Annotated in this window: 16 protein-coding genes and 1 rRNA gene; 8 read left to right on the top strand and 9 right to left on the bottom strand. The window is 46.5% G+C overall.

Going from position 1 to position 14,997, the window contains the following annotated elements; translation table 11 throughout:
• Positions 1 to 93 precede the first annotated feature (93 nt).
• Positions 94 to 1,101, bottom strand: a complete 1,008-nt coding sequence (locus M3P05_RS05855) for a LysR family transcriptional regulator (protein WP_249698488.1) — start codon at positions 1,099 to 1,101, stop codon at positions 94 to 96.
• 214 nt (positions 1,102 to 1,315) lie between these two features.
• Between M3P05_RS05855 and M3P05_RS05850 the strand changes: the two genes are divergently transcribed.
• Both M3P05_RS05850 and M3P05_RS05845 read left to right on the top strand, forming a co-directional pair.
• Complete coding sequence (locus M3P05_RS05850; RefSeq protein WP_249698487.1) at positions 1,316 to 2,296, top strand: porin; 981 nt, start codon at positions 1,316 to 1,318, stop codon at positions 2,294 to 2,296.
• A gap of 215 nt (positions 2,297 to 2,511) precedes the next feature.
• Positions 2,512 to 3,594, top strand: coding sequence for a porin (locus M3P05_RS05845; RefSeq protein ID WP_249698486.1), 1,083 nt, complete (start codon positions 2,512 to 2,514; stop codon positions 3,592 to 3,594).
• 58 nt (positions 3,595 to 3,652) lie between these two features.
• Here M3P05_RS05845 and M3P05_RS05840 read toward each other — a convergent pair whose 3' ends face one another.
• The 4 genes from M3P05_RS05840 to M3P05_RS05825 all read right to left on the bottom strand — a co-directional run bounded on the left by M3P05_RS05840 (position 3,653) and on the right by M3P05_RS05825 (position 7,116).
• Positions 3,653 to 4,369, bottom strand: coding sequence for a class I SAM-dependent methyltransferase (locus M3P05_RS05840; protein WP_249698485.1), 717 nt, complete (start codon positions 4,367 to 4,369; stop codon positions 3,653 to 3,655).
• 140 nt (positions 4,370 to 4,509) lie between these two features.
• A complete protein-coding gene (locus tag M3P05_RS05835) occupies positions 4,510 to 4,944 on the bottom strand; it encodes a bacteriohemerythrin (protein WP_249698484.1) in 435 nt (144 codons plus the stop codon).
• A 62-nt stretch (positions 4,945 to 5,006) separates the two neighbouring features.
• Positions 5,007 to 6,356 (bottom strand): glutathione-disulfide reductase, encoded by a 1,350-nt coding sequence (gene gorA / locus M3P05_RS05830; RefSeq protein ID WP_249698483.1) that lies wholly within the window; start codon positions 6,354 to 6,356, stop codon positions 5,007 to 5,009.
• 34 nt (positions 6,357 to 6,390) lie between these two features.
• The gene (locus M3P05_RS05825; protein ID WP_249698482.1) at positions 6,391 to 7,116 is read right to left on the bottom strand and encodes an SDR family NAD(P)-dependent oxidoreductase; all 726 of its coding nucleotides are present in this window, start codon (positions 7,114 to 7,116) and stop codon (positions 6,391 to 6,393) included.
• 162 nt (positions 7,117 to 7,278) lie between these two features.
• On the opposite strand from M3P05_RS05825, the gene M3P05_RS05820 reads away from it, so the two are divergent.
• The 3 genes from M3P05_RS05820 to lpxL all read left to right on the top strand — a co-directional run bounded on the left by M3P05_RS05820 (position 7,279) and on the right by lpxL (position 10,649).
• A complete protein-coding gene (locus M3P05_RS05820) occupies positions 7,279 to 8,358 on the top strand; it encodes an IQ calmodulin-binding motif-containing protein (protein ID WP_249698479.1) in 1,080 nt (359 codons plus the stop codon).
• 127 nt (positions 8,359 to 8,485) lie between these two features.
• Positions 8,486 to 9,523, top strand: coding sequence for an IQ calmodulin-binding motif-containing protein (locus tag M3P05_RS05815; RefSeq protein ID WP_249698478.1), 1,038 nt, complete (start codon positions 8,486 to 8,488; stop codon positions 9,521 to 9,523).
• Positions 9,524 to 9,653: 130 nt separating this feature from the next.
• Positions 9,654 to 10,649 (top strand): LpxL/LpxP family Kdo(2)-lipid IV(A) lauroyl/palmitoleoyl acyltransferase, encoded by a 996-nt coding sequence (gene lpxL, locus M3P05_RS05810; RefSeq protein ID WP_249698476.1) that lies wholly within the window; start codon positions 9,654 to 9,656, stop codon positions 10,647 to 10,649.
• A 38-nt stretch (positions 10,650 to 10,687) separates the two neighbouring features.
• Here the strand turns inward: lpxL and M3P05_RS05805 are convergent, their stop codons facing one another.
• The gene (locus M3P05_RS05805) at positions 10,688 to 10,951 is read right to left on the bottom strand and encodes a DUF1040 family protein (protein WP_249698474.1); all 264 of its coding nucleotides are present in this window, start codon (positions 10,949 to 10,951) and stop codon (positions 10,688 to 10,690) included.
• Positions 10,952 to 11,154: 203 nt separating this feature from the next.
• Here M3P05_RS05805 and M3P05_RS05800 point away from each other — a divergent pair, with 203 nt between their 5' ends.
• From M3P05_RS05800 to M3P05_RS05790, 3 genes are all read left to right on the top strand, one after another.
• Complete coding sequence (locus M3P05_RS05800) at positions 11,155 to 11,673, top strand: 8-oxo-dGTP diphosphatase (RefSeq protein WP_249698473.1); 519 nt, start codon at positions 11,155 to 11,157, stop codon at positions 11,671 to 11,673.
• 144 nt (positions 11,674 to 11,817) lie between these two features.
• Positions 11,818 to 12,270 (top strand): Hsp20 family protein, encoded by a 453-nt coding sequence (locus M3P05_RS05795; RefSeq protein WP_249698471.1) that lies wholly within the window; start codon positions 11,818 to 11,820, stop codon positions 12,268 to 12,270.
• 207 nt (positions 12,271 to 12,477) lie between these two features.
• On the top strand, positions 12,478 to 12,960 hold the full coding sequence (locus M3P05_RS05790; protein WP_249698469.1) for a hypothetical protein: 483 nt from the start codon (positions 12,478 to 12,480) through the stop codon (positions 12,958 to 12,960).
• Between the two features lie 37 nt (positions 12,961 to 12,997).
• Here M3P05_RS05790 and M3P05_RS05785 read toward each other — a convergent pair whose 3' ends face one another.
• The 3 genes from M3P05_RS05785 to rrf form a co-directional block, all read right to left on the bottom strand.
• Entirely contained in the window at positions 12,998 to 13,630 is a 633-nt protein-coding gene (locus M3P05_RS05785) for a thiol:disulfide interchange protein DsbA/DsbL (RefSeq protein ID WP_249698468.1), read from the bottom strand.
• Between the two features lie 122 nt (positions 13,631 to 13,752).
• Entirely contained in the window at positions 13,753 to 14,241 is a 489-nt protein-coding gene (locus M3P05_RS05780) for a sn-glycerol-3-phosphate transporter (protein ID WP_249698466.1), read from the bottom strand.
• A 383-nt stretch (positions 14,242 to 14,624) separates the two neighbouring features.
• A 5S ribosomal RNA gene (gene rrf / locus M3P05_RS05775) occupies positions 14,625 to 14,740 on the bottom strand.
• Between the last annotated feature and the right edge of the window lie 257 nt (positions 14,741 to 14,997).

Genomic DNA, 14,997 nt, shown 5'->3' with positions numbered 1-14,997 from the left:
CCCACCCTGAGCAATCAACAAACCGCCCCGCAACCATGACAACCGGTCTGGAGATTGAGTCAGAATATATGATTACGCATGTCCGGTTACTTATCAGTCATAAAACTCCTGCGCCACCCAAGAGTTAGCGGAGGCCGGGACAACATTATCCATTGCTGCCAGCAACTGGTTAATTTCCCGGAAAACCCGGTCCCTCAACCAGCGATGTGACCGGTTGGCATTCCAATATTCTGGCCACACCAACCGGCAATCAACCTCGGGAGCAACATCAGGCACTTGTCGTGCGACGAGCCTGTGGTCATACCCTCCCCTGACACAGGTATGGAAACAAAGAAAATCACTATTGGCGAGAATTTCCTGGGCAGCCGAAAAACTGGGGCTTGATAGTGCAGGCTTGATACCTAGCCGCCGATAATAAGCCTGAATATTGGGAGCCAGGGAACAACCCGACGTATGGATCAAATGAGGGTATTCCGTTAACTCCTCCACCATAAACGAGCGGTTTGCTAATGGATGCTCACGACTCATAAGACATGAAAGATGATAATGCAGAACTTCATGACTTCTCAGCCCTGCCGGAGGCATCCCCGAATAACCAACAGCCAAATCAATTTCACCACCATGCAACCGCTCAATCGCAGACTCACATAACAACTCCACTTCAAACGTGAAATTTGGCACCTCTTTATGAAGATCACAGAGCAGCTTTGGAAACACCTGCTCAACAGCTGAATAATTACCGGCTATACAAAAGTGTCTGCTCGTCGTTTGAGGGTCGAAGTTCGCGTTTTCGAAAATCGTAGACGCTTCAACAACCAACCGATTAACCTGAGGGTGAATCGTTCTGGCCATCTCTGACAGCTGCGTGTGATTTCCGCGCCTGACCAGTATTGGATCACACAAATTCTCACGAAGTTGGGCCAGGTTACGGCTCATGGTGGGCTGCGTGACACATAATAACTTTGCCGCTTCTGATACATTTCGCGTATCAAGCAGAGCTTTTAAACTTGGTAAAAGATTCAAGTTCAGCCGATTCAGACTAACACTGTCGTCACTGGCCTGTAATCGGGCGGCATTTGAGTCCCTGTTCGCTATTTTCATCAAAAGTTCCATCAGCGTACATCAATAAAACCTATAGTCGCATTCACCAGACAAATACCCCATCCGCAATATCCGCAGAGTATTTAAACAGGGCATACCGAAATTGATTTAATAAATATGACGTACCCGGCTTCAACTGAATAATCCGGATGCAGTGGTGTAACGCCCCTTTTCGTACATCATCGAACAGACACACACATCTGGAGTTTTTACCATGAAAAAGCTGGTACTCGCTGCCGCTATCGCTGCTGTTGCAGGTAACGCAATGGCCTTTGAAGCTTACAATGCCGACGGCACCACCGTTTCCATTTCCGGTGAAGTTCGCACTCTCATCTCCAACACCGAAAACGATAACAAAGGTGCCAAGTTTGATATGGGCGGCTCCAAGCTGGCCGTTTCCATCTCTCACAAGCTGAGCGATGATCTGACTGCTGAAGGCTTTATGCGTTTTGCCGCTGACCTGAACGACGGCAGCGCCAAGCTGGGCGTTGACAAGGGCTACCTGGCTCTGGGCAGCGCGCAGTACGGTAAAGTTTCCATTGGTGTTGTTGGCACCGCATATGACGACCTGATGGGCGGCTATGACGCTTCCGTTAACTTCGGCGGCGCAGCTAAGCTGGGCGCTGACACCAACGGTGCAGGCGGCCTCCAGAACGGTATCAACTACACCTGGTCCAACGACAGCATGACTGTGGTTGCTGACTACGGCCTGGAAGACAAAGAAACCACAACCACTATCGACAGTTTCACAGGCAAACTCGACAAGACTTACGGTCTGGGTGCTTCCTGGACTTCTGACTTCGGCCTGACTCTGACTGGTGCTTACGGCGCTGCCAAGCTGGACAACGAGACGACTGAAGCGACCGCAAAAGCATACGGCTTTGAAGCGGACTACAGCTTCGGTGCCTTCTCTGTTGGCGCTATCATCAACAAGTCCGAAGAAAAAGCTGGCGACACCAAGATCGAGAAGCGCGGCTTCGGCACTGGCGCTGCTTACAGTTTCCTGGATAACGGCACTGCATACGCTGGTTATAACGTAGTCAAGACCAAGGGCGCTGACGACAAGACCAAGACCTACAACGCTGGTGTTCAATACATGGTTCACCCACAGGTTAAGGTTTTTGCTGATATCGCTCAGACAAAAGCTGCCGAGAAGACCAACGAGTACGCTCTGGGCGCTCGCGTTTACTTCTAATTTGAAGGTTTAAACGCTTTGTCAAAAAAGAGGGAAAGCCGTCAGGCCTTCCCTCTTTTTTTGTAGGTGATCAGTCAACCCAGCCATCAGCGTCACGCATCCCCCCATTCGTCATATCAACGTGACCTGCACCAAGCCTATTCATTACCCTCCGTTTAGCGATGTGACGCCCCTTTCTTCACATCCTCGAACAGACACACATCTGGAGTTAAATCATGAAAAAGCTGGTACTCGCTGCCGCTATCGCTGCTGTTGCATCCAACGCAATGGCACTGGAAGTTTACAATGCCGACGGTGCTACCGTTAATGTATTTGGTGAAATCCGCACTCGCCTGCAGAGCATCGAAGATGACAACACTGGCAGCAAGTTCGACATGGGCGGCTCTAAGCTGGGTGTTGAAGCCAAGTACGCCATGAACGACGACCTGACCGCTGGTGGCTACCTGCGTTACGGCTTCGACCTGAACGATGGCGACAACAATGTTAAGGTCAGCAAGGGCTACGTTTACCTGTCCAGCAACAAGATGGGTACCGTGACCGTTGGTAAGCAGGGTTCCGTATACGATTCCTTCATCGGTGGATACGACGCTTCCACCCTGTACGGTGGCGCAGCCAAAATGGCTTCCAATGCTGCTGGCACTGATTCCATTGAGAGCGGTATCACTTACAAGTGGAGCAACGACAGCTTTACTGTAATGGCTCAGCATTCTCTGGCAGCTGAAGACGCTAACACCTTCAAACCTGCAGAGACTCAGCCGGTAAAGGCAGCAATGGCGTCTGAGCAGCTGAACAAGACTTTCGCTCTGGGTGGTTCCTGGTCTTCTGACTTCGGCCTGACCCTGGGTGGTGCTTACACTCTGGCAGACCACGACAAGCTGACTGGCTTTGCTACCAGCAAGAACGTAGAAATCAAAACTGTTGGTTTCGAAGCTGGATACAGCATCAACGCTGTGACTCTGGGTGCAACCATGACTCAGATCGATACCGAATCTGACAAAGACAAAGAGCTGCTGACCGAAAGCAACTCCTTTGGTCTGGGTGTTGCTTATGCGTTTGAAAACGGTGTTAACGCTTTCGCTGGCTACGACATTGTTGAAACTGAAGATTCCTCCAAGGGCATCGACAAGAAAGCTAACGAAGACGAGACCAAGTCCTTCAACATTGGTGTTGACTATCGTCCACACCCACAGGTTAAGACCTTCGTTGAATATGCTCGCGCCAAGACCAGCTACGAAGAAACTGGCAAGAAGTCCAAGACTCAGGACAAGTGGGGCGTTGGTGTTCGCGTATACTTCTAATCCTTGAGAAGCTTGCTAACACTCAAAGGGAAAAGCTTCGGCTTTTCCCTTTTTCTATTTATGCCTTCCTGAAAACCAGAATATAAAGTTCCTGCTTCATCAGCAGGCTTTCAAATCTCAAACCACTTCCTTCTGCCACATTTATAGCTTCATCTTTACTTGCCGGAAGCAAATGTGGCACCTGCTCAGGCCCATTTTCATGCAGTGTTTTCACAAACTCATACCCCAGTGGGTGTGTGACCAGCAATCTCCCTCCCGGCTTGAGGAGTGAGGCAATATGTCTGACCACCCTGTTCTGGTTATAAAAATTACCAAAGCAGGCATTACACCAGGCTGCATCAAACCGTTCTGTGCCAGGATTGTAATCTGCAATATCGCCCTGCCAGAACTTAATCGGCTTCTGGGGAAACCGGGCACGGGCGTTATGTATTTGAGCCGAAGACAAATCAACGCCTGTAATCCTGCAGCCAGGATAGAGAGACAGCATGAAGTCGAACAGCACACCTGCACCACAGCCTGCATCAAGAAAATGAGGACTCTCCGGGTATGCCTCTGGAGATAGATCAGGGAATGCTGCCTGAACGATTTTTTTCAGCCTTGGAAGAAGATCAGGAGGAACAGCTTCATCAGAGATATACCAGTCAGCATGATTGTCGAAGATTTTTGCCTGCTGACGGTTAAAAGCGGTTCTGTTGTGTAATTGAGTGGCCTTTTCACCATCCAAAGACTGCCTTTGCACCTGGAACAGCTTTTCTTTATGAGATTCCAGCACCATTAACCCCCCAAGCTTCCTGAATGAGCCTGGAAGAGCATAGACGCTTTTCAATTGAGCCGAGGTGGATAAAGGTATCTGAAGGGAAACAGTGCCAGCACAGCTGGCCGACACTGCTTTGAATTGTTCAGGATATTACTGAATTAGTACCAATCCCGGTAAGAGGATTTTGGCTGCTGATTTTTACGGTACAGATCGATGAACTTCTGATCTTCTTCCAGAATATGGTCAATCCACCACTTTTTCAGGAAAGGCATCAGCTCCCAGGCATCATGTTCGGTTTTAATCTTGAGAGCAATTTCATTGGTCTTCTCCATCAGCTGCCGGTGCTGTGCCATATGAGCATCCAGATCGGGATAGTTCATTTTTTTCAGCAGGGCTTCTTCGGTATCAAAGTGGATTTTGACGTACTCATTCAGAATTCTTACGGCGGGCTTTGCAACCTTGATCCCATCTCCCTCCTGAATGGAATAGAAAAAGGAGTTGATGGTACTGATCAGGCCACGGTGTTGCTCATCAATAATATTGACACCCAGGTTGTATTCATCTTTCCAGACAATATATAGCGGTTGTTCCATTGAGATTTCCCACGGCCGGCGACTCTGCACAGACCTTCTTGCATTGATGTTTGATGGCTGGCTTAACTGCGCATGGTAACAAATTCTTCAGCGGCCGTCGGATGAATACCAACCGTGCTGTCAAAAATCTTTTTGGTTGCCCCGGCCTTCAGAGCCACGGCCAGCCCCTGCAGAATCTCACCGGCATCGGCTCCAACCATATGACACCCCAGAACCTTATCGGTTTCTTCATCAACCACCAGTTTCATAAAGGTTTTTTCCTCGCGGCCGCTCAGAGTGTGCTTCATATGACGGAAGCGGGATTTGAAAACTTTAATATTGCTGTAATTCTCCCGCGCCTGTTCTTCGGTCAAACCCACCGTACCAATATTGGGCTGGCTGAATACTGCTGTGGCAATATTTGTGTAGTCCATTTCAACCGGTTCTTTGTCACCATAGAGATGGTTAACCAGCGCCATGGCTTCAGACAGCGCAACAGGCGTCAGCTGCATGCGATCAATCACATCGCCCAAGGCGTAGATGCTTGGCACTGAACTCTGGAAGTTATCGTTCACCTTGATGGCACCGTTGGCAGCCATATCCACGCCAACATCTTCCAGTCCGATTTTGCCAGTGCTCGGAACACGCCCTGTCGCGTACAGAACGGTATCGCACACTTCGGTGGAATCATCACCCCAGGTTACGGTCAGAGTACCATCAGCGTTCTTCTCAACCTTTGTAACACTGCTGTTAAAGCGAAGGTCAACACCCTTGGCAGTCATCTCATCCCGAAGTGTTTCACGCACATCCAGATCAAAGCCACGGAGGAACAAATCTTTACGGTAGGAGAGAACAGTCTCAGCACCCAGGCCATGGAAGATGCCGGCAAACTCAACGGCGATATAACCGCCACCGACAACGATCACTTTCCTGGGGAACTCTTCCAGATAGAAAGCATCATCTGAAGTAATCACATGCTCACGACCTGGGAACTCAGGAACAAATGGCTTGGCGCCTGGAGCAACCAGAATACGCTCTGCAGAGAACTGCTTACCTTCAACTTCAACGGTATGCTTATCAACAACCCTGGCATAGCCATTGATCAGCTCAACCCCGGCATTACTCAGAACATTGCCGTAAATACCATTCAGGCGCTCAATCTCTTTGGTCTTGTTATCCCGCAGAGTTGGCCAGTCAAATTTGGCCCCTTCTACCGTCCAGCCATAACCACGGGCATCTTCAAAATCTTCTGCATAGTGGGCACCATAGACAAACAGTTTTTTGGGCACACAGCCGATATTGACACATGTTCCGCCCAGGAAACGGCCTTCTGCCACAGCCACCCTGGCTCCGGTTGCAGAAGCCATCCGGCTGGCACGAACACCACCGGAACCCGCACCAATCACAAACAGGTCATAATCAAACTGACTCATTGCATCCCCACTTCATTAGATAAATAGGTTCTGATCAGCAAAACGCTTCACAATTCGGGTTAATGGATAGCTCTGAAACCACCGCATCATTTGGCATGGTGACAGCATTCACTATCCAGCGGGCAATGGCTTCCGGTGAACTGGCTCTGTCAGGCATCGAGCCCATCACATCCACCGCCATATCCGTAGCCACAAAACCGGGGCATACAGCGATAGCTCTAACGCCATCATCCCATCCTGCCAGTCTCACACCCTGATGGTGAGCCATGGCCGCAAACTTACTCATTCCGTAACCGGTTGTTCCTTCCGATTTCACACGCCGGGCAGACAGGCTGAGAACATTAACAATTCGCCCCTGTCCATCCTGGCGTAATAGAGGCAGTGCCGCCCTGGTTAATTTCCAGGGTCCCTTGGCATTGACCTGCCACATCAGATCCAGATCATCTTCATTTTCAGATTCAGGACTGACCTTTTTATATACGCCGGCATTGTTAACCAGGATTCCAATCCGGCCAAAATGTTTCTTGATCTCTTCAAGCCATTTCTCGGCGCTGCCGGGAACGAGAGCATCATAAGAACTCAATAACACTCTATCACTGGGGGTGAATCCTGATTTTTCAAGCTTTTCAATATCACGAGCCCCCAAAGCCAGGCAGCAACCAGCCTCCTGAAAGCAGCGGGCAACCTGCAGGCCAATTCCCCGGTTTGCACCACTGACCATAACCACACGATCCTTTAGCTGTTCCTGGCATGCCGCCATCATTGCTCTCCAGCCCAGACTGATACCCCCCTTTTACTTTATCAATATATGGAATTTCAAGCTTCAAGATAAATACCAAGAGCAGCTGACAGGCTGGTTAGTTAACTTTTAACAAATAGTCACTACTGTTCAGTTTTCTGATAAATATCAAGGATAGAGTCCATGCTCCAACAGACGGCCACCAATAACACAACGCCTGTACCAACTGTGACAGCCCCAAAAGCTGAAGACGAAAGAACAACGGCAGCAGTCACTATCCAAAAGTACTGGCGTGGATTTAAGGTGAAGAGGGATTTTACAAATCCATCAACTAAAGACCATCATGTCCCAATGGGGCATTTATCTGTAGGTAATGATCCCATACCCTATCTTGAAAAATTTGTTACCATTAAAAAACATCCCGCTATTGTCACAACAGGTGGAGCCCAGTGTTTAAGTAATGCGATCAGACTGACTCAACGAGCTGACTGCAGCCTGGGAGTTATACCAAAAATATTTATCATTGACTTCAGCCAGAAAATTATTGAATTCTGGAAATTATTATCAGAAGTTTTCATGAAATCTGAAAATATAGAGCAACTACTGGCAAAGCTACCACGCCTGATCAATTACAACACTGAAACTACTAAATTTGAAATAGTGATTCCATACCCAAAAAACTGCTCAAAGGAAGACGGTATATCAAGATGGATTGTTGAATTTTGGCCATACGAACATCAAAAACGATTTTCGAAAGAATCATTTCCGGAAATTAACCCTGAAAACCTTCACCCAAGAGAATCCTATGAATTTTTCAAACAATTACTCGATTCAGATGAGAAAAGGTTTGAATGGGTTAAGCGCCTTGTCACCAATCAAATATATCTTATTCAAAGTTGCTGGCATCAATCACCAACAAGCTTTTCCTTTGTAAAAAGGGTTTGTGAATATCACGATTACGACGTTTATGTTTATGCTTCAAATATTGAAGATACCAATAAACAGCCAGCTCAAACTTTATGGGAAAACATCAGAGCATTATCACCTGTAGCCGTAGTAAAAGCTCATACTAAGTACCAAAATCAAGATAAAAAAACAGGGTATCCTGTTTCAACTGAATACATCCTGAATACTGAATATCAAACTCACTTTCAAATCAATCAGGAGGGGGAAATGACTGCTCAAAACCATGGAAGTGATGAGAAAATTTCCATAGTAGATCTCCATACATTACATCCTCGCCCTCAAAGCAGCTTCAGTTAAAACACATTATGACCAGATCAAGCGCCTGAACCAACATTTCAAGAAAGCACAGGAAAAAATAACAGGGTTGTTAGCCAGATATTTTTGGGGAATCAGAATTCATAAAAATTACTAGAGGGACAACACTATGAACTCGCTTGAACCAGTAACTGAGACATCCATCTCAACAGCGAACTGTTCACAGAATGAAGATAAAAAATCGAAGGCAGCAGTCACTATCCAAAAGTACTGGCGTGGATTTAAAGTCTGGAAAGATTTTAAGAAAACATCAATCAAAAAAACCTTTCCAGACACAGGATCTAATGCCATAGGAAATGATCCCATCTGCTTCCTTGAGAAACTCGTCACCATTAAAAAACACCCTGCCATTGTGGCGACAGGCGGAGCCCAGTGTTTAAGCAATGCAATAAGATTGACGCAACGTCCTGATGGAAGTCTGGGGCCAATTCCAAAACTGTTTATCTTTGACTATGCCAAACCAATGATCGATTTCTGGCATCTTCTGTCAAGAGCATTTCATGAATCTCAGAATATCGAACAGTTCCTTGAAAAAATGCCGCGTCATACTGATGTGGATCTTGAAACAAACGCCCTTACTTTGAAATTATATTACCCACCAAATTTATCATGTATGGAGAAGAAAGCAAAATGGCTGGCAAGATACTACTCATACGAATCACAACAGTTGAATTTTGAAATATATTGCCCGGGGCTCAGACTTGATGATTTTCATCCATTTCAGCACTATGAGTTTTTCCGTGATCTTTTTCAAAATAATCCAGAAAGATTTGAATGGATTAAAAAGCTGGTCAATAACCAGCTGTGTCTTATCCATCATTGCTGGATTAAATCTCCCGAGAATTTCCAATTTATTAAAAACGTGTGCAAATATCACGATTATGATATCTATGTTTATACCTCAAACATTGAAGATGCATGCCCTGGCAACCACCAGGCACTATGGAAGAATATAACGTCTTTATCTCCTGTATCTGTGGTTAAAACAAATACAAGATTTACTGGTGTGAATGATCAAGGCTTAAAAAATGGGTACCCTGTTTCGACTGAATATTTATTTCCGGCGTCGGAATCCCCGATACCAGATATATCCAGCCTTCCCGGAACACCCGCATCCAGAACGATTGGTTTTTTTCCACTACAGTAAACTTTCTCTTCACACCTCTGTTTACATAACCATACAAAATCTCAAAAAACTGCCGGGTTTTGCCTGGCAATCTTCCGGTATACTTCCCCCAGTGTTTATAGATCTGTCATATATAGAGTAGAGAGCTGCGTTGAATCCGGAGATTAACCACGATATTCCCTTTGAGGAACGTGAGTACACCACCAACTATCATTTCAAGTTGGAATATCTGCATCCTCGCTACTGGCCACTATGGTCACTGATCGGCCTGCTATTCATTATCGGGCGACTGCCCTTTACCTGGGTATTGACCCTCGGGCGCAATATCGGCTACATCCTGATGAAAATTGGCGGCAGCCGAGTCAAGGTAACCCGGAGGAATCTTGAGCTTTGTTTTCCAGAAAAATCAGCTGAAGAGCGGGAGAAACTTCTCAGGAAAAACTTTGAAGCTATTGGTATTGCTTTACTTGAACCCGGTGTAGCCTGGTTCTCATCCCGTAAACGCATTGAACGGATCAGCCACTTTATCGGCTGGTCACGAATTCTTAAAACTCAAGACAGCGGCCAGGGTGTGCTTGTCAATGCTCTTCATATGACCTGCGTTGAAATGGCCTGCCGTATTGCCGCTGAACGCTTCTCTTTTAATATCCTTTACCGGGTGCATGACAACCCTGTTTACGAATATGTTAGCGGCGTGCGTCGTAACAGCTATCGGAACAAGGCTCGTTTCATTCCCCGTAAACAGGTGAAAGATCTGCTGTTTTTCCTGAAGAAGGGTGAAATTGGAATTATTTTACCTGACCAGGATATGGGAAGGAAAAGAAGCTATTTCCTGCCATTCTTTGGCATTGACGCAGCCACAATACCAAGCACCTCTGACTTTGCCCGGCTTTCCAATGCCAAGGTTGTGTTTGGTACTTACTGTATCGACAAGGATGACAAATATTTGGTCGAGTTTTCCGAACCTCTGGAAAACTTCCCTTCTGACGACAATAAAGATGACTCTCTACGTCTGAACCAACTGACAGAAGACTTTGTCCGGAAATATCCAGATCAATATCTTTGGCAACATCGTCGATTTAAGACACGCCCGGAAGGTGAACCGTCACTTTACGGAAAAAAGGAAAGAAAGAAGAAAAAGCGCTGAAAAACTTGCTCTCAGAGCCTGACTTGATAGTTGGCAGGTCAGGCCTGGCAGCCACGTGCGCTTAACAGCGCAGCACGAAAATCCGGAATGTACTCTGAGTGAACCCCACCTAACCGGGCTCCACTGCATTTTTTCTGATGCTCCAGCTGCATAAACAGAGCATCATCCTTAAAATTACTGATGCTTCCCAGGTGACCAGCGCCAGCAGCCAGATGCTCGACAACACGCATCAGATCCTGCTCAGGTTCTTTATCCCAGGCTTCCAGCAACATGTTCAGCAACTGTTTACGACGTTCACTCATAATCACTCTCACAAAGACACTCACCAAGACACAGATAAACACCACGGCTGTGCATCTGTGTTCAACGAGTATCCTTCAGTCCGCAGCAAGAATCCCTGACAATAATCAAATTTTCCCTTAACTTAACTTTACTCAACTGGACTTTTGCTCTGGCGCAATTAACCTGCAATTTTCAAACACCGATTTGTTCTCTGACTGAAATTATGACGACAGCTCTGTTCGATTCTGTTTCTTCCATCGACTGGTCCAACTGGAAGGCGAAGGATATTGCCACCCTGATGTTTATCATCAAGGATGGAAAAATTCTGCTGATACGAAAAAAACGCGGACTGGGTGCAGGCAAAATTAATGGACCTGGCGGAAAACTTGATCCAGGTGAAACTCCCGAGCAGTGTGCCGTACGAGAAGTTCAGGAAGAGCTGCTTGTTACGCCTGAAAACATTTCCTACCACGGAATCAGCCTGTTCCAGTTTACCGATGGTTATTCTATCCATGTTTATATTTTCAGTGCGACTGACTTCAAAGGCACTCCGACTGAAACCGACGAAGCTATTCCTTTATGGTTTGAGCTGGACAGAATCCCTTACCAGGAGATGTGGGAAGATGATGGTATCTGGCTTCCGCTGGTATTGAAGGGGCAACGTTTTCACGGGAAATATATCTTTGACGGTGACTCTATGGTTGACCATGAACTGGTTAATCTTGGCCCCCTAAAAAAATAATTTTTACCATTGCTCCTTGGAATCAAAAAATACGCCCCTATATAGAATGTGAAGGCGGTTGCTTCAAAGGAAGAGCCGCTGGAAACGGGCCTGTCTACGAGGAAGGCCACTCGAACAACATATTGCTCTTTAGAGGATATGATTATGCGTACTTTCGATTTTGATTTTTCCCCTCTTTACCGTTCTGCTATCGGCTTTGACCGTATGGCCAGCATGCTGGAAAATATTAACCAGTCATCCAATCAGAACGGCTATCCTCCCTACAATATTGAACTGTTAGGCGAGAACAACTACCGAATCACCATGGCTATTGCTGGCTTTACTGAAGATGAGCTGGAGATTGAGAGCCGTGAAAACGTTCTGACCATAAAAGGCAAAAAGCCAGAAGTGAAGACAGAGCGCGAATACCTCTATCAGGGCATTGCTGAGCGCAATTTCGAGCGCCGCTTCCAGCTGGCTGACCACGTAAAGGTCAATGGTGCCAATATGGAAAACGGTCTGCTTCATATCGAGCTGGAACGCGAAATTCCTGAAGCCAAGAAGCCCCGCAAGATTGCCATTAACGGCAGCAAGCTGCTTGAAAACGAATCAGCTTAATCTCTGATTAGGGGAAGGGCTTCAGCCTTTCCCCTGCGATTATCACGCCCCTTATTCTTAACCTCTTTAAAACCTCCACCACACATTTGCTCACTTATTAACCAATAAAACAGTTAATATCCGCTTTGGCTATTGTGATTATCCCTGACAGGCTCATGGAGCTTCACCTGATAAAATCGGCTGTTTTTGCATACAAGGTTTCTCTCAATGCCTTCCATTGAAGCATTACAAGCTGAAATCAAACAGCTGAAAGCTGAGAACAAAACTCTTCAGGCTGATAACCCCAAGCGTATGAAAGCGCAGATCAAGCGTCTGCAGGATGATAACCGCAGCAAGAGCACTGAACTGAACCAGGCGAAAAGCCGTCTGAAGAAAGCTCAGGAACAGCAGGCTGCCCAGGAAAAAATGCTGCAGGAAATGAATCATCATTTTCAGTCTCTGCAGGTTCTGGAAAAGCCACACTGGGAATCTGAAGATAAGTCCTGGGCTATTTACCTGGAAATCGATCAGGAAACCCGTGAAAACGAGCGCCCTGATTTCAACCTGCGTGTTGTTGACCGTAAGACTGGCGGCGCCAAAATACCTCACGTCGAAGAAGACGACAATAAGAAGCCTTATATCGCCTGGCCACGCATGCGCGCAGTCCCTAAAGATGTGAAGAATGCGATTGAAGAGATGGTAGAGATCTAAGATCTCTACCTATGAGACAGCATGCTTAGAGCGGAACTTATTTCAAAAGCTTCCGCTCTTTTTCTATCAGATAATCCGCAACTTTAAACATATTCTCAACGCTGCCTGCTTCGCTGGCAGACACAATATACTTGCCACTAATGATCAGAGCTGGAACTCCGGTAATACGGGCTCCACGGATCATCTTATCAGCCTGACGCATCTTGTTTTTTACACCGAAGGATTTAAAGGCCTTATTAAAGGCATCCGGTGAAATGCCATGCTCAGATGCAAACTTGGCCATATCTTCCTGAGAAGTTAAACGACGCCCCTGTTTTTGCACACTGACAAACACATCATCATGTACTGACTGTGGAACATTCAAGGCATCGAGAGCAAAGTACAACTGACCATGGCTCTTCCATACTTTGCTGAACAAGGCTGGAACCTTACGGAATGAGGTGTATTCCGGCAGCTTGTTTTTCCAGGGAATCAGGTAAGTTTCCAACGTCATACAGTGCGGGCAGCCATACCAGAATGCCTCTGCAACTTCGATTTTACCTTTGGACTGAGTTTGAACTGGTGCATCAAGCTTGATGTAGTGCTTGCCTTCCTGAAAGGGTTCTGCAGCTAATGCAAGCATTGGCAGAAGTGCTGCCAGAGTCAAAAAAGTTCTTATCGCTTTTATCACAGCGTAAGCTCCACCTTATGTTGAAAAAGCCTGCTGTCATTGTGTCAGAAACGGTTCATGACTCCTACCACAAATTAGCTAATTGCTGGTGTGGCAATTAACTTCTTTTTTGATGATGTAACTTATTTTCCCAGTGAAACACCTACGGTTAACATCACTGCGGAAACTCCCAGCATAATAACATCTACACCAAAATATCGGTTTTCGTATCCAATTGTTGGGATTACCGCTGGAGCAGTCCCAAAGTTATTTAGAGGGATACTGTTTTGATGCTTTCCTTTATATCCATGCAGCAGTCCCAGGGTGACTTTAGCTCGCATTCCTTCCTGGATATTTGATAGAGGGTATTGTCTGCCCCAGTACAGATACTCACACCTTTGGTTGAATGAATTTCGGAATGTTGTAGCGCCTAAAAGATCTGATGACTTTGCCGGATAAAACCATTCCAGTGATATCAGTTCTTGTTTGTCGTTGTGATATTTATTGGTGTGGAAGTGTTTTGTGTATAGGCTGGTTTGGAGGTAGAGGGTTTTGTCTGGTTCTGCTTTAGCTACTCCACTCAATATTAATAAAGCAGCGTTAAGTACTATTAGAAGGCGGGAAACTGTCACTTTTTCTTCCGTGCCGATGTTTCTTTGAACATGAAAAGAAGAAGATAGTCGATAGAAAGGTATGGAGTTGCCTGTGACCTACTTTGCTCGGGCTTTCCACGGCAACTGCTCCTGCGTTGCTCTAGCTCCTGCATCCATGCAGTCGTGCCCTCGCCCCTTCGGGGCCAGCCTTTGGCTGTCCACCAGTTTGCCTGGAGCAAACTGGGTCAGCTTTGCTGACCTGCGAAGCAGGTGAACCACAAGGATGTGGTGAACAAAAACGCTCCAGGCGTTTTTGTCACATGTGTAGCTGCGCTACGTTTCCATGTTCGAGCTACTAAATCATTACCAATATCAAACGAAAAAACCCGATCAGCTATGCTGATCGGGTTTTTGCATTTGAAACCTGGCGATGACCTACTCTCACATGGGGAAACCCCACACTACCATCGGCGATACTTCGTTTCACTGCTGAGTTCGGGATGGGATCAGGTGGTTCCAAAGCTCTTTGGTCGCCAGGCAAAACTGGTGATGAAGAGGTTTTTGGTCTCTTCATCTATAGAATCTGTCGTTAGTTGCTGACACTTAGTGTGTGCGACCTCCATGGAAGGAGGAAGTGCAGTAAAATGTCTGGAACATTTTCTGCGCGATTGTTCGCGTTATCTGATGTTGACCTCCAAGGATGGAGGAAATCCTCAAAAATGTCTGTCGCTACAGGGATGTAGCTTATTAGGGCAATGCAGGAGCAATTGCCGGGAACATTTTTAGGACCAAATC

The organism is Parendozoicomonas callyspongiae (assembly GCF_023502345.1).
In the GTDB taxonomy this organism is placed as follows: Bacteria; Pseudomonadota; Gammaproteobacteria; order Pseudomonadales; family Endozoicomonadaceae; genus Sansalvadorimonas; species Sansalvadorimonas callyspongiae.
This window is presented reverse-complemented; position numbering and strand designations above follow the sequence as displayed.

What these genes read in the sequence shown, in the direction of transcription:
- M3P05_RS05795 (WP_249698471.1), top strand. Translation starts at nt 11,818, where the DNA reads ATGCGTACTTTCGATTTTGATTTTTCCCCTCTTTACCGTTCTGCTATC.
- M3P05_RS05800 (WP_249698473.1), top strand. Translation starts at nt 11,155, where the DNA reads ATGACGACAGCTCTGTTCGATTCTGTTTCTTCCATCGACTGGTCCAAC.
- M3P05_RS05815 (WP_249698478.1), top strand. Translation starts at nt 8,486, where the DNA reads ATGAACTCGCTTGAACCAGTAACTGAGACATCCATCTCAACAGCGAAC.
- M3P05_RS05790 (WP_249698469.1), top strand. Translation starts at nt 12,478, where the DNA reads ATGCCTTCCATTGAAGCATTACAAGCTGAAATCAAACAGCTGAAAGCT.
- M3P05_RS05820 (WP_249698479.1), top strand. Translation starts at nt 7,279, where the DNA reads ATGCTCCAACAGACGGCCACCAATAACACAACGCCTGTACCAACTGTG.
- gorA (WP_249698483.1), bottom strand. Translation starts at nt 6,356, where the DNA reads ATGAGTCAGTTTGATTATGACCTGTTTGTGATTGGTGCGGGTTCCGGT.
- M3P05_RS05805 (WP_249698474.1), bottom strand. Translation starts at nt 10,951, where the DNA reads ATGAGTGAACGTCGTAAACAGTTGCTGAACATGTTGCTGGAAGCCTGG.
- M3P05_RS05845 (WP_249698486.1), top strand. Translation starts at nt 2,512, where the DNA reads ATGAAAAAGCTGGTACTCGCTGCCGCTATCGCTGCTGTTGCATCCAAC.
- M3P05_RS05825 (WP_249698482.1), bottom strand. Translation starts at nt 7,116, where the DNA reads ATGGCGGCATGCCAGGAACAGCTAAAGGATCGTGTGGTTATGGTCAGT.
- M3P05_RS05855 (WP_249698488.1), bottom strand. Translation starts at nt 1,101, where the DNA reads ATGAAAATAGCGAACAGGGACTCAAATGCCGCCCGATTACAGGCCAGT.
- M3P05_RS05835 (WP_249698484.1), bottom strand. Translation starts at nt 4,944, where the DNA reads ATGGAACAACCGCTATATATTGTCTGGAAAGATGAATACAACCTGGGT.
- M3P05_RS05840 (WP_249698485.1), bottom strand. Translation starts at nt 4,369, where the DNA reads ATGGTGCTGGAATCTCATAAAGAAAAGCTGTTCCAGGTGCAAAGGCAG.
- M3P05_RS05850 (WP_249698487.1), top strand. Translation starts at nt 1,316, where the DNA reads ATGAAAAAGCTGGTACTCGCTGCCGCTATCGCTGCTGTTGCAGGTAAC.